This is a genomic window from Citrobacter sp. Cpo221, from assembly GCF_030332345.1.
Lineage (GTDB): Bacteria > Pseudomonadota > Gammaproteobacteria > Enterobacterales > Enterobacteriaceae > Citrobacter > Citrobacter portucalensis.
Genome location: NZ_JAOWIA010000057.1, coordinates 181,785 through 206,272 on the forward strand (window position 1 = coordinate 181,785; position 24,488 = coordinate 206,272).

Below are 24,488 nucleotides of genomic sequence, written 5' to 3' on the forward strand. Positions count from 1 at the left end.
CCTTACGCCGCGTCGCGGGCCTGTTGCTTTTCGGCGTGCGCCAGTGCGGCCTCGCGCACCCATGCCCCTTCTTCCCAGGCCTTACGCTTTGCGCCCAGACGTTCGTGGTTGCAGACACCACGACCGTTGATGACCTCATTAAATTCCTGCCAGTCGATCTCGCCGAATCGATATTTCCCCGTCGCTTCATCAAGCTGTAGGTCGGCGTCCGGCACGGTCATACCGAGGATTTCTACCTGCGGGACCGTGTTATCAACAAAGCGCTGACGCAGTTCGTCGTTGGAGTGCAGTTTGATTTTCCACGCCATGCTGCGGGCGCTGTTCGGTGAGTTGTCGTCGTTCGGGCCAAACATCATCAGCGCAGGCCACCAGAAACGGTTGATGGCGTCCTGCAGCATCTGACGCTGTTCCTCGCTACCGGTAGCCAGCGCCATACACGCTTCGAAGCCCTGACGCTGATGGAAGCTCTCTTCTTTGCAGATTTTGACCATCGCCCTGGCATACGGGCCGTAGGAGGTACGACACAGCGCCACCTGGTTAACAATCGCCGCGCCATCGACCAGCCAGCCGATCACACCGATATCCGCCCAGCTCAGAGTTGGGTAGTTGAAGATGGAGGAGTATTTCATCTGGCCGTCGAGCATCTTCTGGTACAGATCTTCACGCGCGCAGCCCAGTGTTTCCGCCGCGCTGTAGAGGTACAGACCGTGTCCGGCCTCGTCCTGTACTTTTGCCAGCAGAATGGCCTTACGCCGCAGCGTGGGTGCGCGGGTTATCCAGTTGCCTTCCGGTAACATGCCGACAATTTCCGAGTGCGCATGCTGGCCAATCTGGCGGATCAGCGTCTTACGGTATGCGTCCGGCATCCAGTCCTGCGGCTCGATGGCCGTTTCCTGCGCGATGCGCTGGTCAAAGCGTTGTTCTTCTGTCACGTCATCACCTTATGATTCCGATAATTTCAACAAATCAATATTTGTGAATCACTTTGTTTTATAAAAGTTACATCTTGGTTAAATAAAACCACAAATTTTGTTTGCTGGTTTTGCGATGCTTGTCGCAAATGGTTTTTGTTTATCCATTAATAACAGATAGATAACCAATGAAGGTAAGGTGTTCGCGATCTCATTGTTAATAAATTATTAAAATCTCGCTTGCATTTTGTGATTCATAAAAGAACTATTTAAAGAGATATTACGGAACACATCTGGAGATTAACGATGCAGCAGTTAGCCAGTTATTTATCCGGTGCCTGGCAGACAGGCCGGGGCCGCACCCGCACCATCCACCACGCCCTTACCGGTGAAGCGCTTTGGGAAGTGACAAGCGTTGGACTGGATATGGCGCAGGCGCGCCGCTTTGCTATTGAGCACGGCGGCAAAGCGTTACAGGCAATGAGTTTTATTGAGCGCAGCGCGATGCTAAAAGCGGTGGCGAAGCATTTAATGGAACTGAAAGCCGATTTCTATGCCATATCTGCGCAAACCGGAGCAACGCGCGGTGACAGCTGGGTCGATATCGAAGGCGGCATTGGCACGCTTTTCACTTATGCCAGTCTCGGTGGCCGCGAGCTGCCGGACGATACACTGTGGCCGGAAGACGAACTGATCCCGCTGTCCAAACAGGGCGGTTTTGCCGCACGCCACGTGCTGACCTCCAAATCCGGTGTTGCGGTGCATATCAACGCCTTTAACTTCCCCTGCTGGGGTATGCTGGAGAAGCTGGCGCCAACCTGGCTTGCCGGGATGCCAGCCATTATCAAACCTGCAACCGCCACCGCGCAGCTCACTCAGGCAATGGTGAAAGCGATTATCGACAGTGGCCTGGTACCGAACGGCGCAATTAGCCTTATCTGTGGCGGCGCGGGTGACCTGCTCGATCACCTCGACAGCCAGGATGTGGTGACCTTTACCGGTTCTGCTCATACCGGGCAGCAGTTGCGCGTGCACCCCAACCTGGTGGCTAAATCGGTTCCATTCACCATGGAAGCGGATTCACTCAACTGCTGTGTGCTTGGTGATGACGTCACCCCAGAACAGCCTGAGTTTGCATTGTTTGTACGTGAAGTCGTGCGCGAGATGACGACCAAAGCCGGGCAGAAATGTACCGCTATCCGCCGCATTATCGTGCCACAGGCGCAGGTGAAAGCAGTCAGCGAGGCGCTGATTACCCGTCTGCAAAAAGTGGTAGTGGGCGATCCGGCGCAGGAAGGCGTGAAGATGGGGTCGCTGGTGAATAACGATCAGCGTCAGGACGTGCAGGATAATGTGAATCGTCTGGTTGAAGCCGGGTGTGAGGTGCTGCTGGGCGGAAAAGCAGATCTGAGCACGGCTGGGGCTTTCTTCCCGCCAACGCTGCTGTTTTGTCCGCAGCCGGATGAAATTGCCGCGGTACATGCAATTGAAGCCTTTGGTCCGGTCGCCACGCTGATGCCGTATCAAAATACCGGGCATGCCATGACGCTGGCGCGCGCCGGTGAAGGCAGTCTGGCAGGAACGCTGGTGACGGCGAGCGGCGAACTGGCGCGAGAGTTTATCCTCGGTGCGGCCCGCGCCCACGGGCGTATTCAGGTGCTGAACGAAGAGTCCTCGGCGGAATCGACCGGTCACGGCTCTCCGCTGCCACAGCTGGTCCACGGCGGGCCTGGACGTGCAGGCGGCGGTGAAGAGCTGGGCGGTCTGCGTGCGGTGAAACACTACATGCAACGCACCGCCATTCAGGGCAGCCCAACCATGCTCGCGGCGGTAAGCCAACAGTGGGTGCGTGGCGCTCGGGTAGAGGAAGATCGTATTCACCCGTTTCGTAAATACTTCGAAGAGATCCAGCCGGGCGACAGCCTGCTGACGCCACGTCGTACACTGACCGAAGCGGATATCGTTAACTTTGCCTGCCTCAGCGGTGACCACTTCTACGCCCATATGGACAAGATTGCAGCAGCCGATTCCATTTTCGGCGAGCGCGTGGTGCACGGTTACTTCCTGATTTCCGCCGCAGCCGGTCTGTTTGTTGACGCGGGCGTCGGTCCGGTGATTGCCAACTATGGCATGGAAAACCTGCGCTTTATCGAGCCGGTTAAGCCGGGCGACACTATCCAGGTGCGTTTAACCTGCAAACGCAAAACAGTGAAACGTCAGCGCAATGCCGAAGAAAAAGCGACCGGCGTGGTGGAGTGGTCGGTGGAGATCTTTAATCAGCACCAGCAGGCGGTGGCGCTGTATTCCATTCTGACGTTGGTTGCGCGTCAGCATGGGGATTTCCCGGCGTAAGATTCCGGTGTAGGTTCGCTCGATCAGGCTTGAAACAAAAAGCAAAAAGCCTGCTTAGTTTCCTGAGCAGGCTTCTTAAATATGGCTCCTCTGACTGGACTCGAACCAGTGACATACGGATTAACAGTCCGCCGTTCTACCGACTGAACTACAGAGGAATCGTTGTGGAGGCTTATCTTAGCGGCGAAAAAAATTTTGTCAAACCCCATTTCCTCGAATGCGAATCAATTGATGCTTCTCTCGACAGTTTGTTGCATTTACAGACATTTTAAATAGAAAAAACTTTGCAGCTTTTTTGATTCTCCCTCATCATTTGAAATGAGGTTTCAACTTTCTTCGTTAAGGTCCACTTTGAACGTCTCCGCTGCCTTACGCCAGGTCGCTTCCCGCACGCCCTGGTATGCCAAACGCAAGAGCTATAAGGTTCTCTTTTGGCGCGAAATCACTCCGCTGGCTGTCCCCATTTTTCTGGAAAACACCTGTGTGCTATTGATGGGTGTTCTGAGTACCTTCCTGGTCAGCTGGTTGGGAAAAGAAGCGATGGCCGGTGTCGGACTCGCCGACAGCTTTAATATGGTCATCATGGCATTTTTCGCCGCCATCGATCTGGGCACCACCGTGGTTGTAGCATTTAGCCTCGGGAAACGAGATCGTCGACGGGCCAGAGCCGCGGCCAGACAATCGCTGGTGATCATGACAATTTTTGCTACCGTTCTGGCAGCTGTCATTCACTATTTTGGTCAACAGATTATTGACGTTGTGGCAGGTGAAGCAACGCCAGACGTTAAAGCTTTGGCACTCACCTATCTGGAGCTGACGGTGCTCAGCTACCCGGCGGCAGCCATTGCGCTGATCGGCAGTGGCGCACTACGTGGAGCCGGAAATACAAAAATACCGTTGTTGATTAACGGCGGCATGAACATCCTGAATATCATCATCAGTAGCATCCTGATTTACGGGATCTTTTCCTGGCAAGGTCTGGGATTTGTGGGAGCAGGCCTGGGACTGACCATTTCGCGCTACATCGGGGCGATTGCCATCATCTGGGTACTGATGATTGGTTTTAACCCCGCGCTGCGAATTCCCTTCAAAAGCTATTTTAAGCCACTCAATCTCGCCATTATCTGGGAAGTGATGGGGATCGGCATTCCGGCAAGTATTGAGTCAGTGCTGTTCAATGGCGGTAAACTTTTGACGCAGATGTTTGTTTCAGGCATGGGAACCAGCGTTATCGCCGGGAATTTTATTGCATTTTCTATCGCCGCGCTTATCAACTTACCGGGGAATGCTTTAGGTTCCGCGTCGACAATCATTACCGGCAGGCGTCTGGGAAATGGTCAGATTGCCCAGGCTGAAATCCAGCTGCGGCATGTATTCTGGCTGTCGACGATCGGCCTGACGGCAATTGCCTGGCTAACCGCTCCTTTCGCCGGAGTGATGGCCTCATTTTATACCCACGATCAGGATGTAAAAGAGGTCATAGTCATCCTGATTTGGCTCAACGCAGCATTTATGCCGATATGGGCTGCATCCTGGGTGTTACCAGCAGGCTTTAAAGGTGCGCGAGATGCACGTTTTGCTATGTGGGTATCGATGCTGGGCATGTGGGGCTGCCGTGTAGTCGCGGGTTACACCCTGGGTATCGTATTAGGATGGGGCGTTGTCGGCGTTTGGTTAGGTATGTTCTTCGACTGGGCCGTACGCGCCGCGTTATTTTACTGGCGTATGGTTACCGGCCGCTGGTTGTGGAAATACCCGCGCCCCGAACGCGAAAAGTGCATAAAACAACCGGTTGCGTCTGAATAAGCGGCGAAATGGGGAATATTTCAGCAAACGATCGCATTTATCTATTCAGGCTTTGACAACGCTGAACGGCATCGCTAATATTCGCCTCGTTCACACGATTCCTCTGTAGTTCAGTCGGTAGAACGGCGGACTGTTAATCCGTATGTCACTGGTTCGAGTCCAGTCAGAGGAGCCATATTTAAGAAGCCTGCTCAGGAAACTAAGCAGGCTTTTTGCTTTTCTGCGATCCCATTTGCCGGGTAAAGCGCTTCACTCCACATCCAGGCTTTTCCATACTGACGACGGGAGAATGTCCGTCTGCTTATGCTAAATGTCTCTATGATCCAATTCGTTAACGTCATGGTTAAGTATCTTATCGTGCAACGACATCAAAATGAGCCCCATACTTGCCCATGCCGATACTGCTGAAAGCAGCGCTAACCGCTTTATTAGTAATTCCACTGAGTACAATAGCCGGTGAGAAAGTCACGCTACGTTGCCCGGACAGAGGCTGGGCGGAGGTGACATTTCATCTGTTCCAACACGTTAGCGTGCTGTGGGAAAACAATAGTTTTTATGTTTCCGATGCCCGGCGTAGTCAGAGTAATAAATTCTATATGTTTACCAATCGAGATGTTCTTTCGGTGAAGAATGGATTTCAGTTTATTTATGCGGATTCGGGACGGGCGGTGTCTTGTTCGATATTGTCGCGGGTACCGACGCAGGATCTGAGGCTGGAGACCTTGAGGTAACGCAGCTTTCTACCCGCCATTCAGCGACGTCAGGGAAGCCAGTTTACTCACGGGCTTTTGTAGTTAAATCTGATAATCAATCACCGCCTCATCTGGCTCCATCGCCTGGCGCTTAATTTCATCGACGGATAAGCCTGCATTGCATAGCTCGATGAATCGCCAGACGTAGTTGCGCTGCAACTGTCCGCGTTTAAGCCCTAGCCAAACGGTATTTGCATCAAACAAATGCCGGGTATCAAGACGGGTTAAGGTCCCCTCTTCCTGCTCGCCGCTGGATTGCTCTGCCACCAGCCCAATCCCCAACCCCAGCGACACGTAAGTTTTAATCACATCCGAGTCCTGGGCGCTGAGAATAATATCCGGTATCAGCCCTTTGCGAGCAAATGCTTCATCGATGCGGGAACGCCCTGTAATCCCCTGACGATAGGTAATTAACGGCCAGTGAGCAATAGACTCCAGCGTGAGCGGAGAAGCTTTCACTAATGGATGGTCGTGAGGAACAAGCAGGCTGTGGTGCCAACGAAACCAGGGAAAAGCCACCAACAATGGATCGCTGCTCAGCCGCTCACTGGCAATTCCGATATCTGCCCCGCCATTTTGTAGCAGGACATCAATCTCCTGTGGCGTACCCTGAATAAGTTCCAGACGCACCTCAGGGAACAGCTCACGAAAGGCTTTTATCACCGCAGGCAAGCTATAGCGTGCCTGGGTATGCGTGGTGGCAATCGTCAGAACGCCGGACGTGTCATTGGTAAACAGATCCGCCAGTCGACGAACATTACTGGCCTCATTCAGAATACGCTCGGCAATAATCAGCAAGGCTTTACCCGGTTCGGTCATGCCCAACAGGCGTTTACCGCGACGGATAAAAATCTCGATGCCAAGTTCATCTTCAAGTTCACGAATGTGTCGGCTGACACCCGACTGCGAGGTATACAGTATATTCGCGACCTCTGTCAGGTTGTAATCCTGACGGGCCGCCTCGCGGATTATTTTAAGTTGCTGGAAATTCACATTTCGCTCCGGGCACATCAGACATTACGCTATTGTTAAAGTCTGATGCCCGGCATAACAAATAATAAAAACCTGCATCTTATTCCTTGTGGGAATAAGGTTTAGCTGACCAGCTGCAGCTCGCGATTTTCCAGCGCCGGACGGCTGACCAGCGACAACAGGATCTCCTTCACGGCCTGCGCCTGGGGCGATAAGCTCCCTCTGGCTGATACGTTCAACGATAATGGCAGATTCATCGATGGTGTTGTGATGCGTGCCATCCAGCCGTTAGCCGCATTGCATAATGAACGGGCGGCCGACTCAGGCAACACTGTGACACCCATACCACTGGCAATGGCGGCCGTTAGGGTGGAGATAGACTCAATTTCGCCAATCACTTTAGCCGTTAAGCGACGTAGCGAAAATGCTTCATCCACGCGCAGGCGAACCGCGCTGTAATCCCGTGGCAAGAACAAATTCATCTGCGCCACCGCGGCTAAATCGACGCTTTGGCCAGGACACTCACGCGTGCCGACCAGGTAGAGATCCTCTTTAAGCAACGGTTGACTGCTGATGCCCGCCACAGGTGAACGCTCATAGAGCACTGCCATATCTAATTGCCCGCTGAGCAGCTTGTCATTCAGCACTGCCCCACTGTTTTCATGCAAATAGACCAGCACATCAGGCAGTTCGGCACGTAGCGTCTGTAATAACGGCATGGTAATGGATGACGCGACTGTCCCCGGCGCAAGGCCGATAGAGACCTGTCCACTCAAGGTCTGGCCCACGTTATTAACCGCAAGTTGCGCCTGTTCGCACTGACGTAAAATCGTCCGGGCGTGGGTATATAGCACTTTTCCTGCTTCCGTCGGCGTGACGCCACGCTTGGTACGAATCAGCAATTGCTGATCCAGCTCACCTTCCAGCGTAGCAACCTGCTGGCTCAGCGCGGGTTGCGCAATGTGCAACACTTCCGCTGCCTGGGTCAGGCTACCAATATCGACGATTTTCACGAAATATTTCAGTCGTCTGAAGTTCATTTTGCCTCCTGTCGGAATACCAGAACCCTTGCTGGCAGTCATTGAACTCAGGATTGCAAGATGCTTGCCACTTTCGTCTAAAACTGTGTTTTACGGTTAAAGCCGCATAAAGTCAGGAGTAAAAGCGAAGGAAAAATCATTCTGCACACCTAAGTATCTCATTCAGGCTGCCCTGGAAGAGGTAGACACGCACCAGAATGGGGCAAAAGCATAAAAAGACGGAAAGATCGCCGCTTTGCTGATTTTGTCAGCAAACGAACACACAAATGTATTTACCCCTTTGACAAGCCTCACCACCTTCGCTAATATGCGCCTCGTTCAAACGATTCCTCTGTAGTTCAGTCGGTAGAACGGCGGACTGTTAATCCGTATGTCACTGGTTCGAGTCCAGTCAGAGGAGCCAAATTTAAGAAGCCTGCTTAGGAAACTAAGCAGGCTTTTTGCTTTTATGCCATTGCTCATTGCGCATATCAAAACCTCAACTTAGTCTGGCCAACACTTCATTCATAATAGCCGCAGGTATTTGTTCCAGACGCTTGCCGTTCCGGGCTTTCATATCAATAGACAGGAACACCAATGAGTTGAGATGTCCGCTCTTCGCTCACTGCAGACTTTAAACTCACCCAGTACCTCCGCTCTGTGCCAGCAGAGGACTTTTCTATCGCCGCTGATATATTAATCCATGGAGAGCAGGCCATATTTATAATATAAATGGACGGGTACGCTGAATTTTACAGGAACATCTCCAATGAATATTGCCGCCTCAATTGCCCTTTTGGGCGCTTGCCCATTTGTGAGTCTGGCGGCAGTACCGGTGACCTTTTCCGAAACTGTCCTGGATGCCGCAGGGCCAAAAGGCCCTTTGAAAGGCACGTTACTCACCCCGAATTCAAAACCAACAGCCGTTGTTCTTATCATTCCTGGCTCCGGGCCAACCGATCGGGATGGAAACAACCCGCTTGGTGTGAATGCATCGCCTTACCGACTTCTTGCTGAAGGCCTTGCTGCCAAAGGCTTTGCGACGCTTCGTATCGACAAACGTGGAATGTTCGCTAGCGCAATGGCCGTAGAGGATGCCAATGCGGTGACGATTGCTGACTATGTTGACGACGTTCGATCCTGGGTAGACGTGCTTAGACGTCACATGCACACCCCCTGTATTTGGGTTTTAGGGCACAGTGAAGGGGGCGTAGTCGCACTTGCCTCGGCTCAAGAAGAGAATGTGTGCGGTGTGATTCTTATCGCAACGCCCGGGAGGCCGATGGGCGAGGTGTTGAGGGGGCAACTTAACGCTAATCCGGAAAATGAAATTCTATTAAAGCACGCACTGCCGATAATTGATGCTCTGGAGCATCGGCGGCGAGTCGATATTACGAATATTCACCCAGCACTGCAAAGTATCTTTAATCCTGCTGTTCAGGGGTTTTTGATCAATGCATTTTCATATAATCCGGGTCATCTCATTTCGAGTATTTCCAAACCCGTGTTAGTGCTACAAGGGCAACGCGATCTCCAGGTGGAAGAAACGGATGCAAGACTGCTTAAGGCCGCGAATCCTCAAGCGTCCCTGGTTATACTGCCCAATATGAACCATGTTATGAAAGAGGTGACTTCGGACGATCGCAAAGCGAATATCGCGTCATACACTGAACCCGCGCTCCCCTTAGCTCCCGGTTTAATCGACTCGATTGAGCATTTCCTGATCCGCAACTCACTTTTTCCCGAAAAGTAACAGCTGCTCTGCTCTCGGTGTCCTCCCAAAAACGGTTTACTTTTAAAGAGTTCAGCATGCTTTAAAGCATTCGTCTGCTCCATGCTCACAGCTGACATGGTCAGATGTCATTCCAACCGTCACATGCCAAAAGCAGACTCCCCCTTCCCCATCCGATATCCACCTCATAACATTTTTATAAATAACAAAGCATTAAGAAGTTCAACGTAATACAATTATATTTATAATTGTAATGATAACCATTCTCATATTACTATAAACGCGTGATAATTAACTTTTGATACATTCCACATGTCTGACCACGCCACTACCACTGCTTCCTTTACGCTCGAGTCGCTTTATGGCGCACATCACGGCTGGTTGAAAAGCTGGCTGACGCGCAAACTCCAGTCCGCCTTTGATGCAGATGACATTGCCCAGGACACTTTTCTACGGGTAATGGGCAGCGACTCGCTCTCGACGATCCGCGATCCGCGCTCCTTTCTGTGCACTCTCGCTAAACGGGTGATGGTCGACCTGTTTCGCCGAAACGCGCTGGAAAAAGCCTATCTGGAGATGCTGGCGCTTATGCCGGAGGCGCTCGCGCCTTCCCCCGAGGAACGCGAGAGCCAGCTCGAAACCCTGCAACTCATCGACAGCATGCTTGACGGGCTGAACGGAAAAACACGAGAAGCGTTTCTGCTTTCGCAACTGGATGGTCTGACATACAGCGAGATCGCGCTGAAGCTCGGTATCTCCGTCAGCTCGGTGAAAAAGTATATGGCAAAGGCTATCGAACATTGTCTGCTGTTTCGTCTGGAGCACGGCCTGTGAACGCTTCTATCACTGATTCTCGCCGCCAGGCATTGCGCTCGGCATCGCACTGGTATGCTGTATTGAGCGGCGAGCGTGTCAGCCCACAGCAAGAAGCGCGCTGGCAACAATGGTACGAAGAGGACAAAGATCATCAGTGGGCCTGGCAACAGGTTGAAAACCTGCGCAGCCAGCTCAGCCGCGTACCGGGCGATGTCGCCAGCCGGGCGCTGCACGATACGCGCCTTACCCGTCGTCATGTCATGAAAGGGCTACTGCTGCTACTTGGCGTAGGCGGCGGCTGGCAGCTCTGGCAATCTGAAGCCGGTGAAGGTCTGCGCGCGGATTACCGCACCGCCAAAGGCGCGGTCAGCCATCAGCGGCTGGAAGATGGCTCGCTGCTGACGCTCAACACACAAAGCGCCGCGGACGTTCGTTTTGATACGCGTCAACGCGCTGTCCATCTCTGGTACGGCGAAATTGCTATTACTACTGCAAAAGACGCGCAGCAGAGACCTTTCCGCGTTGTGACCCGCCAGGGCCAACTCACCGCATTAGGCACAGAATTTACCGTCTATCAGCAGGACAACGTCACGCGCGTTACCGTACAACAACATGCTGTGGAAGTCATACTGGCAAACCGTCCGCAGGAAAAACGCATCGTCAGCGCTGGCGAGAGCCTGCAGTTTAGCGCGTCTGAATTTGGTGCAATAGCCTCAGCGGATGATGAAAGCGCCGCATGGACGCAGGGCATTCTGAGCTTCAGCGATAAACCTTTGGGTGAAGTGATTGCCACGCTGAGCCGTTATCGCAACGGCGTGCTGCGCTGCGATCCGGCTGTGGCCGGGTTACGCCTGAGTGGCACTTTCCCGCTGAAAAATACCGATGCAATCCTGGATGTTATTGCCAAGACTCTTCCAGTGAAAATTCAGTCAGTTACGCGATACTGGGTAAATATTTCTGCATTGTAAGAAAAATAATTCTCATTTCGATTGTCCTTTTTCCCCTTCTCATTCGACTCATAGATGAACACAACAAAAATGATGATGGAGAAGGTATGACGCCTTTACGCGTTTTTCGCAAAACAACACCTTTGGTTAACGTCGTTCGCCTGAGCCTGCTGCCGCTGGCCGGGCTGTCGTTATCCGCCTTCGCAGCGCAGGTTGATATCGCACCGGGTTCGCTCGACAAAGCCCTTAATCAGTATGCCGCGCTCAGCGGAATTACCCTGTCGGTTGACGCCAGCCTGACGCGCGGCAAACAGAGTAACGGTCTTCACGGTGACTACGACGTCGAAACCGGCCTGCAACACCTGCTGAACGGTAGTGGCCTGCAGGTGAAACCGCTGGGTAATAACAGCTGGACGCTGGAGCCCGCACCAACACCGCAAGAAGATGCCCTGACCGTGGTGGGCGACTGGCTGGGGGATGCGCGCGAAAACGACGTTTTCGAACATGCTGGCGCACGTGACGTTATCCGCCGTGAGGATTTCGCCAAAACCGGCGCAACATCCATGCGCGAGGTACTGAACCGCATTCCTGGCGTTACCGCCCCAGAAAACAACGGCACCGGTAGCCACGATCTGGCGATGAACTTTGGTATTCGCGGCCTGAACCCGCGCCTGGCCAGTCGTTCAACGGTACTGATGGACGGTATTCCCGTGCCGTTTGCCCCTTACGGCCAGCCGCAGCTTTCACTGGCGCCTGTCTCACTCGGAAATATGGACGCCATCGATGTGGTTCGCGGCGGTGGCGCGGTGCGTTACGGGCCACAGAGCGTGGGCGGTGTGGTGAACTTTGTTACCCGCGCTATTCCGCAAGACTTCGGCATGGAAGCCGGCGTGGAAGGCCAGCTCAGCCCAACATCTTCACAAAATAACCCAAAAGAAACGCACAACCTGATGGTGGGCGGCACGGCGGATAACGGTTTTGGTACCGCCCTGCTTTACTCCGGCACACGTGGAAGCGACTGGCGCGAACACAGCGCGACCCGCATCGACGACCTGATGCTGAAAAGCAAATATGCGCCAAACGAAGTGCATACCTTCAACAGTCTTTTGCAATACTACGACGGTGAAGCTGACATGCCCGGCGGCCTGTCTCGCGCGGATTACGACGCCGACCGCTGGCAATCCACGCGCCCTTACGATCGCTTCTGGGGGCGCCGCAAGCTGGCGAGCCTCGGCTATCAGTTCCAGCCGGACAGCCAGCATAAATTCAATATTCAGGGCTTCTACACTGAAACTCTGCGCAGCGGCTACCTGGAACAGGGCAAACGCCTCACCCTTTCACCGCGTAACTACTGGGTACGCGGCATTGAACCGCGCTACAGCCAGAGCTTTATGGTGGGTCCTTCCGCGCACGAAGTGGGCGTGGGATACCGCTATGTGAGCGAGTCGACGCATGAAATGCGTTACTACACGACCACCAGCAGCGGACAACTGCCGTCCAGCGCCAGCCCTTACGATCGCGACACTCGTTCCGGCACCGAAGCGCACGCCTGGTATCTGGATGACAAAATCGACATTGGCAACTGGACTATCACACCGGGTATGCGCTTTGAACATATCGAGTCATACCAGAACAACGCCATCAAAGGCACACATGAGGAAGTGAGCTACAACGCCCCACTTCCGGCGCTAAACGTGCTTTACCACCTGACTGATAGCTGGAATCTTTATGCAAACACTGAAGGCTCATTCGGCACCGTACAGTACAGCCAAATTGGCAAGGCTGTGCAAAGCGGCAATGTGGAACCGGAAAAAGCGCGAACCTGGGAGCTCGGAACCCGATACGACGATGGCGCGCTGACGGCGGAAATGGGGCTGTTCCTGATTAACTTTAATAATCAGTACGATTCCAACCAAACCAACGACACCGTTACCGCACGCGGTAAAACGCGCCATACCGGACTGGAAACTCAGACTCGCTATGATCTTGGCACATTGACGCCAATGCTCGACAACGTTTCAGTCTACGCAAGCTATGCGTATGTGAACGCTGAGATTCGCGAGAAAGGCGATACCTATGGCAATCAGGTGCCCTTCTCACCAAAACACAAAGGCACGTTGGGCGTGGACTATAAGCCGGGCAACTGGACCTTCAACCTGAATAGCGATTTCCAGTCCAGCCAGTTTGCGGATAACGCCAACACCGTTAAAGAGAGCGCTGACGGTAGTACCGGTCGCATCCCTGGCTTTATGCTCTGGGGCGCACGCGTAGCCTATGACTTCGGCCCGCAGATGGCAGACCTGAACCTGGCGTTCGGTGTGAAAAATATCTTCGACCAAGAGTATTTCACCCGCTCTTACGACGACAACAACAAAGGCATCTACGCAGGCCAGCCGCGCACGCTGTATATGCAGGGTTCGTTGAAGTTCTAAACCCCGTTTACCCGGCCTGCATGCTGTTTTGTAGGTCGGGCAAACGAAACGCCACCCGACGCAGGCAATTTACATGTTCACACCATTACGCACCCTATTCGCCGCTCTGCTGCTCACCGGCCATGCTTTTGCCGCCACGGTTCATGACGAACATGGCACCTTTACGCTTGATAAAACGCCACAACGGATAGTGGTGCTGGAACTGTCGTTCGCGGACGCACTGGCTGCTGTCGATGTCAGTCCGGTCGGCATTGCCGACGATAACGATGCCATGCGCATTCTTCCAGAGGTTCGTACCCATCTGAAACCCTGGCAGTCTGTCGGCACGCGTGCGCAGCCGAGTTTAGAAGCCATCAGCGCGCTGAAACCGGATCTGATCATTGCCGACAGCAGCCGCCATGCGGGTATTTACAGCGCCTTACAGCAAATCGCACCGGTGCTGCTGCTCAAGTCCCGCAATGAAACCTACGCTGAAAATCTTCAGTCTGCGGCCATCATCGGTGAAATCGTGGGTAAAAAGGCACAGATGCAGTCACGCCTGGCGCAACACCAACAACAGATGTCAGAGTGGGCCAGCCAACTGCCAAAAGACACGATGGTGGTGTTTGGTACGTCCCGAGAGCAGCAGTTCAACCTGCACACGCAGGAGACCTGGACCGGGGGCGTCCTGACCTCTCTGGGGCTGACGGTGCCTGCGGCTATGGCGGGTTCGTCTATGCCTTCCATCGGTCTGGAACAGCTGCTGGCGCTCAATCCGGCATGGCTGCTGGTCGCGCACTATCGTGAAGAGAGCATCGTGAAACGCTGGCAACAAGACCCGCTGTGGCAGATGTTAACTGCGGCGCAGAAGCAGCAGACGGCGTCGGTCGACAGTAACGCCTGGGCGCGGATGCGCGGCATTTTCGCAGCCGAACGCATTGCCAGCGACACGGTAAAAATCTTTCACCACCAGCCTTTATCCGATGTGAAATGACAGTTTTCAAACATCCAGCGCTACAGTGGGGGATTCCCCTTGTCGCGCTTATCGCTATCTTCTGGCTGAGTCTGTTTTGCTACTCGGCCATTCCTGTTTCTGGCGTTGATGCCATTCACGCCCTGCTGCCAGGCCATACGCCGACGCTTCCACAAGCGCTGGTGCAAAACCTTCGTTTGCCGAGAAGCCTGGTCGCCATTTTGATCGGCGCAAGCCTGGCTCTGGCGGGAACGCTGCTGCAGACCCTGACGCATAATGCAATGGCCTCCCCTTCACTACTCGGTATTAACAGTGGCGCAGCGCTGGCGATGGCGCTTACCAGCGCTATCAGCCCTGCGCCCGTTACGGGTTACTCCATCGCCTTTATCGCCGCCTGCGGTGGCGGCGTAAGCTGGCTGATGGTGATGACCGCAGGTGGTGGATTTCGTCACACCCAGGACAGAAACAAACTGATCCTCGCGGGCATCGCGTTCTCGGCTTTCTGTATGGCCCTTACCCGCATCACCTTGCTGCTGACGGAAGATCACGCTTACGGCATTTTTTACTGGCTAGCGGGAGGCGTATCCCACGCACGTTGGCAGGAGTTCTGGCAGCTTTTCCCAATGGTGGCGGTTGCTGTACCGGTGGTATTGCTGCTGGCTAATCAACTGAACCTGCTTAACGTCAGTGACAGCACCGCCCGCACGCTGGGGGTGAATCTGCCGAAGCTCCGTTTGATCATCAATATTCTGGTGCTGCTTCTGGTCGGTACCTGCGTCAGCGTGGCAGGTCCGGTGGCGTTTATCGGTCTGCTGATGCCGCATCTGGCTCGCTTCTGGGTGGGATTCGATCAGCGCAAGGTCCTGCCGATGAGCATGCTGATGGGCGCCACACTGCTGCTGCTGGCTGATGTTCTGGCCCGAGCGCTGGCCTTCCCTGGCGAATTGCCCGCGGGGGCAGTAGTGGCGCTGATTGGTGCACCCTGTTTTGTCTGGCTGGTCAGGAGGCGTGGATGAAAATTGCGATAGTCATTCTCATCGCCCTCACGCTGGCAGGATTTTCGGTTCTGTCACTACAAATGGGGGTGATCGCCATTCCCTGGCGTGCTCTGCTGAGCGACTGGCAGACCGGGCGCGAATATCATTACGTGTTAACGGCCTACCGCCTGCCGCGACTGCTGCTGGCGTTGCTTGTCGGTGCAGCCCTCGCGGTGGCAGGCGTGCTGGTACAAGGGATCGTGCGTAACCCTCTGGCATCGCCGGATATTCTCGGCGTAAACCATGCCGCCAGTCTTGCCTCTGTGGGCGCGCTGCTTCTCTTACCGTCACTACCGGTGATTTCTCTGCCGCTACTGGCCTTTGCCGGTGGCATGGCGGGCCTGATCCTGCTGAGAATACTGGCGAACACCAGCCAGCCGATGAAGCTGGCGCTCACGGGTGTTGCGCTCTCTGCCTGCTGGGCCAGTCTGACGGATTATCTGATGCTTTCGCGTCCGCAGGATGTGAACAGCGCCCTGCTGTGGCTGACCGGCAGCTTATGGGGGCGTGACTGGAGCTTTGTGAAAATAGCCGCCCCGCTGCTGATTTTGTTTCTGCCGCTGAGTCTGCGTTTTTGCCGCGATCTCGACCTCCTGGCATTGGGTGATGCGCGCGCCACCACGCTCGGTGTGTCGGTGCCGCGTATACGGCTCCAGGCTTTGCTACTGGCCGTCGCCATGACATCGACCGGCGTGGCCGTCTGCGGCCCAATTAGCTTTATTGGTCTTGTGGTGCCGCATATGGTGCGCAGCATTACCGGTGGACGTCACCGCTGGCTGCTGCCCGTTTCAGCCATGACAGGTGCGTTGCTGCTGGTGGTTGCCGACCTGCTGGCACGAATTATTCATCCCCCGCTGGAGCTTCCGGCTGGCGTGCTGACCGCCATTATCGGTGCACCATGGTTTGTCTGGCTGCTTGTGAGAATGCGATAAATGACATTACGAACTGAAAATCTGACGGTCTGTTACGGTACAAACAAGGTGCTTGATGGTGTTTCACTCGCCCTACCAGCAGGGAAGACAACCGCCCTGCTCGGCCCTAACGGCTGCGGGAAATCAACGTTGTTAAACTGTTTTTCACGACTGTTAACGCCGCAGTCGGGTGGCGTATTTCTCGGCGAGAATGCCATCAACACGCTCTCATCACGCCAGCTAGCACGCAGGCTGGCGCTGCTGCCCCAGCACCATTTAACTCCCGAGGGGATCACCGTCCAGGAGCTTGTTTCGTACGGTCGCAACCCGTGGTTGTCACTCTGGGGGCGTCTCTGCGTTGATGACAATGCGCGGGTCCATGACGCTATGAGCCAGACCCGGATCCTACATCTTGCCGACCGACGGCTAACCGATCTCTCAGGCGGTCAGCGACAGCGCGCATTTCTGGCGATGGTGCTGGCGCAGGATACGCCCGTTGTACTTCTCGATGAGCCAACCACCTATCTCGATATCAATCACCAGGTAGAACTGATGCGGCTGATGGGCGAACTCCGGACTCAAGGGAAAACGGTGGTCGCAGTGCTGCACGACCTTAATCAGGCCAGCCGGTACTGCGACCATCTGGTGGTCATGGCGAACGGACATGTTATGGCGCAAGGCACACCAGAAGTGGTGATGAACCCTGGATTGCTGAGAACCGTATTCAGCGTGGATACGGAGATACACCCCGAACCGGTATCTGGCAGGCCGATGTGTGTAGTGAGGTAGATGATACAGTCTGTAATGGTACCATGGCTTCAACAGGTCGCCGGTTATATCACTCGTGCTACGATGACTTCAGTCCGCCCAGGTAACATTTCAACGGTTCTGGGCTGGATCATGTTGCAGCGTTCTGTCATCAACCATCATGCGTTTAGAACCAGTCAAAACCATATGAATCATCGGTTCATAAACCGCAGACAACGGTGTTCAGGGATTACTCTCTGCACCATAGCAACCCGTGAAATGCAGTTTACCGAGTGATAACACGTCGCTGTATGCACAGCAACAAAGGCAGGATTAAGTAAAACGCGAAGAGGATGACGAAACGGGGAGACACGCTAATTCATCTTTCCGCTTAATATTAACGGGCGCTGGGTTGCTTCATACCGACGTCCGCGGTGTGCCAATAGCCGACGTTGTTAAGCTTATGCAAAGAACAACGTTATATTTTGTCCTGATTGACACGGGATGAAAGCTCCTGATGGTTCTCTTTTCGTTCGCTGTAACGATCCGCAAGATAGCCGGTTTGCCCCTTAAGCAGCAGAGTGATTTTAAACAGCTCTTCGGCTACATCGACAATGCGGTCATACCATGACGAAGGTTTCATTCGTCCGTTTTCGTCGAACTCTTGCCATGCCTTGGCTACGGAGGACTGGTTAGGGATCGTAAACATCCGCATCCACCGGCCCAGAATACGCATCTGGTTCACTGCATTGAAGGACTGTGAACCTCCGCAAACCTGCATTACCGCAAGTGTTTTGCCCTGCGAAGGACGAACTGCGCCTTCACTTAATGGTATCCAGTCAATCTGCGCCTTCATAACTGCGCTCATAGCCCCGTGCCGTTCCGGAGAACTCCACACCATCCCGTCACACCATCTGACCAGACCGCGCAGCTCGGCGACTTTAGGATGTGTATCTGGCGCATCATCCGGCAGGGGTAAACCTGAGGGATTAAATAGTTTTACCTCCGCGCCCATCGCTGCCAGCAGGCGACCAGCTTCTTCCGCAGCAAAGCGGCTGTAGGAGCGCTCTCTAACTGAGCCATATAGGATCAGAATCCGCGGCGGCTCGTGCAGGTGCAGGCGCTCGGCGATGTGTTGATCAAAGCATTCACTATTCAGTGCTGGAAATTGTTCCATTTTTCTACTCCGGAGAGATCAGATGATTTCAAATTTAACACATATGATTTACCATATGTATATTCTAAAGGGAACGGAGTGAAAAATGCTACAACCTGTTCAGCTTTTCAAAATCCTGTCGGATGAAACCCGGCTCGCCATCGTCATGATTCTCCGGGAGTCAGGAGAACTGTGCGTCTGTGATATCTGCGCAACCATTTCCGAATCACAGCCCAAAGTCTCGCGACATATGGCTATTCTTCGCGAGGCTGGGTTGGTTCTGGATCGTCGTGAAGGCAAATGGATCCATTATCGTCTGTCACCCCACATACCGGCATGGGCAGCTGAGACAATCACAACGTCCTGGCAGTGTATGCGAGAGGATGTGCGTGAATGGCTGGATAAATCAGCCTGCACCTCCTGTTGAGAAATGAAAACACATTTACATAATCATATATAACTGAGTCTGAGATGCTTTTGGCAGGGAGTATATTTTTACTGACGCTGATACTGGTGATCTGGCAACCCAGAGGCTTGAGCATTGGCTGGAGTGCGAGTATCGGGGCTGTGCTGGCGCTGGTAACCGGTGTCATCCATATCAATGATATTCCCGTTGTCTGGAATATCGTCTGGAACGCGACAGCGGCATTTATTGCGGTCATTATCATCAGTCTGCTACTCGATGAGGCCGGTTTCTTTGAGTGGACCGCACTGCACGTCTCCCGCTGGGGTAACGGGCGTGGTCGCCTGCTGTTTTCCTGGATAGTGTTGCTCGGTGCCGCTGTCGCTGCTTTGTTCGCCAATGACGGCGCCGCGCTGATTCTGACACCAATTGTGATTGCGATGCTGCTTGCAATGGGATTCAGCAAGGGCACAACACTGGCCTTTGTGATGGCCGCAGGATTTATAGCAGATACGGCCAGCCTGCCGCTCATTGTTTCTAACCTGGTGAATATCGTCTCGGCGGACTTTTTCGGTCTGGGCTTTACGCAGTATGCCTCCGTTATGATCCCCGTAGATGTGGCAGCGATTGCGGCCACGCTAGTCATGCTGCATCTCTTCTTCCGCAGGGACATTCCGGCGACGTATGACGTTTCGCTGCTGAAGACTCCTGCCAGTGTGATAAAAGATCCGGCAACGTTCAGGGTGGGCTGGATTGTCCTGTTATTGCTGCTTGTCGGTTTCTTTGTTTTGGAGCCTATGGGGATCCCGGTCAGTGCGATAGCGGCTACTGGCGCAGCAGTACTGTTTATAGTGGCGAAAAGAGGTCATGCCATCAACACCGGAAAAGTCCTGCGCGGTGCGCCATGGCAGATCGTTATTTTTTCGCTGGGCATGTACTTGGTTGTCTATGGCCTCCGCAATGCAGGGTTAACGGAGTATCTGTCTGGCGTGCTAAACCTGCTGGCAGAAAAGGGATTATGGGCAGCAACGTTTGGCACCGGCTTTCTGACCGCGTTCCTGTCGTCGGTGATGAACAATATGCCGACAGTGCTGATTGGCGCGCTGTCGATTGATGGGAGTACGGCGACTGGCGTCGTCAAAGAGGCAATGATTTATGCCAACGTGATCGGCTGCGATTTAGGCCCGAAAATCACCCCGATTGGCAGTCTGGCAACCCTGCTTTGGCTGCATGTGCTTGCCCAGAAAAATATAACGATTACATGGGGATATTACTTCCGCACCGGCATTATCATGACTCTGCCCGTGCTGTTTATCACTCTGGCCGCGCTGGCGTTGCGGCTCTCCATCACTTTGTAATGAGATACAGATATGAGCAACATTACCATCTATCACAATCCAGCCTGTGGCACCTCACGTAACACGCTGGAGATGATCCGTAACAGCGGTAACGAACCAACCATTATTTATTATCTCGATACTCCCCCGACTCGTGATGAACTTAGCAAACTGATTTCAGATATGGGCATTTCAGTACGTACATTGCTGCGTAAGAACGTCGAACCTTATGAGCAGTTGGGTCTTGATGAAGACAAGTTTTCTGATGAGCAGTTGATTGATTTTATGCTTCAGCATCCGATCCTGATTAATCGGCCGATTGTAGTGACACCGATCGGCACACGTCTTTGTCGTCCCTCCGAAATGGTGCTGGATATTCTACCGGAAGGTCAGAAAGGAGTGTTTACCAAAGAGGATGGTGAGAAGGTCATTGACGAAACGGGTAAACGAGTTAAGTAATCTGCCCACTTCAAAATATCGGACGCCTGTTAACGCTATGCGGGCGTCCGCTTCTCGCTCACAGCGGACCTTCAGCTCAGTCAGCAATGTCCGCTCCGTGCTGTGAGTTCAACGGGTCGATGCAACGCTAATGAGAGCCAGACTTACGAACTACTTTATTCGACCAGCTACCCCTGACGATATCAACAAAATCATCGAATTCACCACTCAGGAAGCACAAGAATCTGAAGGTTCAGTGATTGACCTTGTTGCTGTGGAGCGTGGCGTTTCCTCGGCGTTTTGTGAAAACCCACGTTCAAAATATTGGGCCATGGAAGATTCTTCAGGAACAGTGATCGCCAATACCTCTGTCGTAAAAGAATGGAGTGCTTTTCATGGAAATGACTACTGGTGGATCCAAAGCTTTTATATCGCCCCGGAGCATCGTGGGATGGGATTAGCTGATGAGCTCATCAAACATCTTACAAAAGAAGCTAAATCAGAAAAGGCACTGGAGCTTCGCTTATATGTCCACGGAGATAACGGGCGTGCGATTCGTGCTTATGAGCGATGTGGTTTCACCGAATCTCCGTATACCATTATGAAAGTGGGTTTATAACTTCCCCAAATACAGCGCTCCTAATGCTCCGCCTGAAATCAGAACACTCCTGACAGGCCACGATTCCACCAGGTTCAGATTTCTCATTCGTCTTATTTTTCATGTTGCCATCAGATGAGGGAGATAATCGTTTTCACTTCTCGTCTGTCGCGGTAATCTCATAACGGTCGTTAATATTGCGACTGCAATGTGTGTAACCCAACTCAAATACTAATAACTAAAAAACAGTACAGACAGGATAACTATGGATTCCTCCCTCACCTCCACGGGTCCCCAACAGGACGCCTCTTCGCTTAACCGCGCCCGACGCGCTGCGCTTGGTAGCTTCGCGGGTGCCGTGGTTGACTGGTATGATTTTCTGCTTTACGGCATCACTGCCGCACTGGTCTTTAACCGCGAGTTCTTCCCGCAGGTTAGCCCGGCGATGGGGACGCTTGCTGCATTCGCCACCTTTGGCGTCGGATTTTTGTTCCGCCCGTTAGGCGGGGTGATCTTCGGCCACTTCGGCGATCGCCTGGGTCGTAAACGAATGCTGATGCTCACCGTCTGGATGATGGGGATCGCCACTGCACTGATAGGGATTATTCCTTCCTTTGACGCCATTGGCTGGTGGGCTCCCGTTCTGCTGGTAACGCTGCGTGCTATTCAGGGATTCGCCGTTGGCGGTGAATGGGGCGGCGCGGCGTTGCTCTCGGTCGAAAGCGCGCCGAAAAATAAAAAAGCGTTCTACAGCAGCGGCGTTCAGGTCGGTTATGGCGTCGGGCTACTGCTTTCTACCGGTCTGGTCTCGCTGATTAGCTCGCAAACCACCGATGAGCAGTTCCTGAGTTGGGGCTGGCGTATTCCATTTCTGTTCAGCATCGTACTGGTATTGGGCGCGTTGTGGATGCGTAACCGAATGGATGAATCGGCCGAATTCGAACTGCAGCAGCAGGCACCGCAACCAGAGAAAAAGAGACTACCGGTAGTCGAGGCGTTAATCCGTCATCCCGGTGCCTTTTTGAAAATTATCGCTCTGCGCCTGTGTGAACTGCTGACGATGTATATCGTCACCGCGTTTGCCCTAAATTACTCCACGCAGAATCTGGGCTTACCCCGTGAACTGTTTCTGAATATCGGCTTGTTGGTGGGTGGGCTGAGCTGTCTGACCATCCCCTGCTTCGCCTGGCTCGCCGACCGTTTTGGTCGCCGGCGCGTTTACATTACCGGCGCACTGGTCGGGACGCTCAGCGCATTCCCGTTCTTTATGGCGTTAGAAGCGCAATCCATTTTCTGGATCGTGTTCTTCGCGATTATGTTGGCCAACATTGCACACGATATGGTGGTCTGCGTGCAGCAACCTATGTTTACCGGTTTGTTTGGCGCAAGCTATCGCTACAGCGGCGCAGGCGTTGGTTATCAGGTAGCAAGCGTGGTCGGCGGCGGTTTTACCCCCTTCATTGCTGCTGCACTGGTAACATTCTCCGGCGGAGACTGGCACAGTGTGGCCATTTATCTGATGGCGGGTTGTCTTATTTCCGCCACTACAGCATTGCTGATGCGGGATAAGCAGCACGGTTAAGCCCGGGTGCGGAGGCCGTCCGGTCTTCGCACAATCTTCCTCAACGTCTGACTTTTGTTTCACATTCCTGTGACATACTATCGGGAGAGCAGTACATCTGTGGAACAAGGAGACAGACATGAACAATAAGGGCTCCAGCCTGACCCCGGCTCAGGCACTGGATAAACTGGACGCGCTGTACGAGCAGTCGGTTAAAGCACTGCGTAGCGCCATTGGTAAGTATATTGAAACAGGGACGCTCCCTGACGTAATCGCCCGCCATAACGGTCTTTTTGTTTACCCATCACTGTGTGTCACCTGGGATGGCAGCGCCACCAATCCCCCGAAAACCCGCGCCTATGGTCGTTTTACCCATGCGGGCTGCTACACCACTACGATTACCCGTCCGTCGCTTTTTCGTCCGTATCTTGAAGAACAACTCACGCTGCTGTATCAGGATTATGATGCGCATATCTCCGTCGAGCCATCGCAACATGAGATTCCCTATCCGTATGTCATTGACGGTTCTGAACTGACGCTCGACCGCTCGATGAGCGCCGGATTAACGCGTCATTTCCCAACAACCGAGCTGTCACAGATTGGCGATGAAACAGCAGACGGTACCTATCATCCGGCGGAATTCTCCCCGTTGTCACACTTCGACGCCCGACGAGTAGATTTTTCGCTGGCGCGACTACGCCACTACACGGGAACACCGGTTGAACATTTTCAGCCGTTTGTGCTGTTCACCAACTACACCCGCTATGTCGATGAGTTTGTGCGTTGGGGGTGCAGCCAGATCCTCGACCCTGATAGCCCATATATCGCGCTTTCTTGCGCGGGCGGGATTTGGATCACCGCTGAAACTGAAGCGCCTGAAGAAGCCATCTCCGATCTCGCCTGGAAGAAACATCAGATGCCCGCCTGGCATTTAATCACCGCCGACGGTCAGGGGATCACGCTGGTTAATATCGGCGTTGGCCCGTCTAACGCCAAAACCATTTGCGATCATCTGGCTGTACTGCGTCCTGACGTCTGGCTGATGATTGGTCACTGTGGCGGGCTGCGTGAAAGCCAGGCGATCGGCGACTATGTTCTGGCCCACGCTTATCTGCGTGACGACCACGTGTTGGATGCCGTACTGCCGCCAGATATTCCAATTCCGAGCATAGCGGAAGTGCAGCGCGCACTGTATGACGCCACCAAAGAAGTCAGCGGTATGCCCGGCGAAGAGGTTAAACAGCGCCTGCGTACTGGTACCGTCGTCACCACTGACGATCGCAACTGGGAGCTACGCTATTCCGCTTCTGCGCTACGCTTTAACCTCAGCCGAGCGGTGGCTATCGATATGGAAAGCGCCACCATCGCCGCCCAGGGATACCGTTTCCGCGTTCCTTACGGCACGCTGCTGTGCGTTTCCGACAAGCCACTGCACGGTGAGATCAAACTGCCTGGTCAGGCCAACCGTTTTTATGAAGGTGCCATTTCTGAGCATCTGCAAATAGGTATCCGGGCTATCGATCGTCTGCGTGCTGAAGGCGACCGACTGCACTCCCGTAAATTACGTACATTCAACGAACCGCCGTTCCGTTAAGACCTGAAGGTAACT

General features: G+C 53.6%; 21 protein-coding genes, 3 tRNA genes and 1 pseudogene. 18 read left to right on the forward strand and 7 right to left on the reverse strand.

Annotated features, from left to right (window positions below):
• Positions 1 to 2 precede the first annotated feature (2 nt).
• Positions 3 to 932, reverse strand: coding sequence for a 1,2-phenylacetyl-CoA epoxidase subunit PaaA (gene paaA / locus OGY72_RS16465; RefSeq protein WP_032942998.1), 930 nt, complete (start codon positions 930 to 932; stop codon positions 3 to 5).
• A gap of 285 nt (positions 933 to 1,217) precedes the next feature.
• Between paaA and paaZ the strand changes: the two genes are divergently transcribed.
• Entirely contained in the window at positions 1,218 to 3,263 is a 2,046-nt protein-coding gene (gene paaZ, locus OGY72_RS16470; RefSeq protein WP_126956023.1) for a phenylacetic acid degradation bifunctional protein PaaZ, read from the forward strand.
• Positions 3,264 to 3,345: 82 nt separating this feature from the next.
• On the opposite strand, the gene OGY72_RS16475 is transcribed toward paaZ, so the two are convergent.
• Positions 3,346 to 3,421, reverse strand: a tRNA-Asn gene (locus tag OGY72_RS16475).
• 160 nt (positions 3,422 to 3,581) lie between these two features.
• Here OGY72_RS16475 and OGY72_RS16480 point away from each other — a divergent pair.
• Together OGY72_RS16480 and OGY72_RS16485 are read left to right on the forward strand one after the other, a co-directional pair.
• Entirely contained in the window at positions 3,582 to 5,069 is a 1,488-nt protein-coding gene (locus OGY72_RS16480; protein WP_003846749.1) for an EmmdR/YeeO family multidrug/toxin efflux MATE transporter, read from the forward strand.
• A gap of 99 nt (positions 5,070 to 5,168) precedes the next feature.
• Positions 5,169 to 5,244 (forward strand) — tRNA-Asn (locus tag OGY72_RS16485).
• Between the two features lie 619 nt (positions 5,245 to 5,863).
• On the opposite strand, the gene cbl is transcribed toward OGY72_RS16485, so the two are convergent.
• Both cbl and nac read right to left on the reverse strand, forming a co-directional pair.
• The gene (cbl, locus tag OGY72_RS16490) at positions 5,864 to 6,814 is read right to left on the reverse strand and encodes an HTH-type transcriptional regulator Cbl (RefSeq protein ID WP_003832224.1); all 951 of its coding nucleotides are present in this window, start codon (positions 6,812 to 6,814) and stop codon (positions 5,864 to 5,866) included.
• 101 nt (positions 6,815 to 6,915) lie between these two features.
• Positions 6,916 to 7,833, reverse strand: a complete 918-nt coding sequence (gene nac, locus OGY72_RS16495; protein ID WP_008784390.1) for a nitrogen assimilation transcriptional regulator NAC — start codon at positions 7,831 to 7,833, stop codon at positions 6,916 to 6,918.
• A gap of 327 nt (positions 7,834 to 8,160) precedes the next feature.
• Between nac and OGY72_RS16500 the strand changes: the two genes are divergently transcribed.
• Positions 8,161 to 8,236 (forward strand) — tRNA-Asn (locus OGY72_RS16500).
• Positions 8,237 to 8,311: 75 nt separating this feature from the next.
• Here OGY72_RS16500 and OGY72_RS16505 read toward each other — a convergent pair.
• Positions 8,312 to 8,398 (reverse strand): annotated as a pseudogene (locus OGY72_RS16505) (type II toxin-antitoxin system PemK/MazF family toxin); the annotation flags it as partial.
• 183 nt (positions 8,399 to 8,581) lie between these two features.
• Here OGY72_RS16505 and OGY72_RS16510 point away from each other — a divergent pair.
• The 8 genes from OGY72_RS16510 to fecE all read left to right on the forward strand — a co-directional run bounded on the left by OGY72_RS16510 (position 8,582) and on the right by fecE (position 17,428).
• The gene (locus OGY72_RS16510; RefSeq protein ID WP_286548360.1) at positions 8,582 to 9,565 is read left to right on the forward strand and encodes an alpha/beta hydrolase; all 984 of its coding nucleotides are present in this window, start codon (positions 8,582 to 8,584) and stop codon (positions 9,563 to 9,565) included.
• Between the two features lie 291 nt (positions 9,566 to 9,856).
• Positions 9,857 to 10,378, forward strand: coding sequence for a ferric citrate uptake sigma factor FecI (fecI, locus tag OGY72_RS16515; RefSeq protein WP_008784388.1), 522 nt, complete (start codon positions 9,857 to 9,859; stop codon positions 10,376 to 10,378).
• Positions 10,375 to 11,328 (forward strand): ferric citrate uptake sigma factor regulator FecR, encoded by a 954-nt coding sequence (fecR, locus tag OGY72_RS16520; protein WP_264957228.1) that lies wholly within the window; start codon positions 10,375 to 10,377, stop codon positions 11,326 to 11,328. Before fecI ends, fecR begins: the two co-directional genes overlap by 4 nt.
• Before the next feature lie 86 nt (positions 11,329 to 11,414).
• Positions 11,415 to 13,739, forward strand: a complete 2,325-nt coding sequence (gene fecA, locus OGY72_RS16525; protein ID WP_286548366.1) for a TonB-dependent Fe(3+) dicitrate receptor FecA — start codon at positions 11,415 to 11,417, stop codon at positions 13,737 to 13,739.
• A gap of 73 nt (positions 13,740 to 13,812) precedes the next feature.
• Positions 13,813 to 14,712, forward strand: a complete 900-nt coding sequence (locus OGY72_RS16530) for a Fe(3+) dicitrate ABC transporter substrate-binding protein FecB (RefSeq protein WP_003832216.1) — start codon at positions 13,813 to 13,815, stop codon at positions 14,710 to 14,712.
• Positions 14,709 to 15,707 (forward strand): iron-dicitrate ABC transporter permease FecC, encoded by a 999-nt coding sequence (gene fecC, locus OGY72_RS16535; RefSeq protein WP_264957232.1) that lies wholly within the window; start codon positions 14,709 to 14,711, stop codon positions 15,705 to 15,707. Before OGY72_RS16530 ends, fecC begins: the two co-directional genes overlap by 4 nt.
• Complete coding sequence (gene fecD / locus OGY72_RS16540) at positions 15,704 to 16,660, forward strand: Fe(3+) dicitrate ABC transporter permease subunit FecD (RefSeq protein ID WP_286548370.1); 957 nt, start codon at positions 15,704 to 15,706, stop codon at positions 16,658 to 16,660. The genes fecC and fecD overlap by 4 nt, the downstream gene beginning before the upstream one ends.
• Entirely contained in the window at positions 16,661 to 17,428 is a 768-nt protein-coding gene (gene fecE, locus OGY72_RS16545) for a Fe(3+) dicitrate ABC transporter ATP-binding protein FecE (protein WP_286548372.1), read from the forward strand.
• Positions 17,429 to 17,518: 90 nt separating this feature from the next.
• Here the strand turns inward: fecE and OGY72_RS24805 are convergent, their stop codons facing one another.
• Together OGY72_RS24805 and arsH are read right to left on the reverse strand one after the other, a co-directional pair.
• Positions 17,519 to 17,602, reverse strand: a complete 84-nt coding sequence (locus tag OGY72_RS24805) for a hypothetical protein (RefSeq protein WP_348652543.1) — start codon at positions 17,600 to 17,602, stop codon at positions 17,519 to 17,521.
• Positions 17,603 to 17,864: 262 nt separating this feature from the next.
• Complete coding sequence (gene arsH, locus OGY72_RS16550; RefSeq protein ID WP_048211256.1) at positions 17,865 to 18,563, reverse strand: arsenical resistance protein ArsH; 699 nt, start codon at positions 18,561 to 18,563, stop codon at positions 17,865 to 17,867.
• A gap of 85 nt (positions 18,564 to 18,648) precedes the next feature.
• Here arsH and OGY72_RS16555 point away from each other — a divergent pair, with 85 nt between their 5' ends.
• The 6 genes from OGY72_RS16555 (at position 18,649) to OGY72_RS16580 (ending at position 24,473) form a co-directional block, all read left to right on the forward strand.
• Positions 18,649 to 18,969 carry a transcriptional regulator gene (locus OGY72_RS16555; protein ID WP_047041444.1) on the forward strand — a complete coding sequence of 107 codons (321 nt, stop codon included), beginning with the start codon at positions 18,649 to 18,651 and terminating at the stop codon, positions 18,967 to 18,969.
• A gap of 44 nt (positions 18,970 to 19,013) precedes the next feature.
• Positions 19,014 to 20,303 (forward strand): arsenic transporter, encoded by a 1,290-nt coding sequence (locus tag OGY72_RS16560; RefSeq protein WP_148362118.1) that lies wholly within the window; start codon positions 19,014 to 19,016, stop codon positions 20,301 to 20,303.
• 12 nt (positions 20,304 to 20,315) lie between these two features.
• On the forward strand, positions 20,316 to 20,741 hold the full coding sequence (arsC, locus tag OGY72_RS16565; protein WP_148362119.1) for a glutaredoxin-dependent arsenate reductase: 426 nt from the start codon (positions 20,316 to 20,318) through the stop codon (positions 20,739 to 20,741).
• A gap of 130 nt (positions 20,742 to 20,871) precedes the next feature.
• Positions 20,872 to 21,339, forward strand: a complete 468-nt coding sequence (locus tag OGY72_RS16570; RefSeq protein ID WP_149385028.1) for a GNAT family N-acetyltransferase — start codon at positions 20,872 to 20,874, stop codon at positions 21,337 to 21,339.
• 244 nt (positions 21,340 to 21,583) lie between these two features.
• Positions 21,584 to 22,900, forward strand: coding sequence for a shikimate transporter (shiA, locus tag OGY72_RS16575; protein WP_286548377.1), 1,317 nt, complete (start codon positions 21,584 to 21,586; stop codon positions 22,898 to 22,900).
• A gap of 118 nt (positions 22,901 to 23,018) precedes the next feature.
• Positions 23,019 to 24,473, forward strand: coding sequence for an AMP nucleosidase (locus tag OGY72_RS16580; protein WP_032942969.1), 1,455 nt, complete (start codon positions 23,019 to 23,021; stop codon positions 24,471 to 24,473).
• The last annotated feature ends 15 nt before the right edge of the window (positions 24,474 to 24,488 follow it).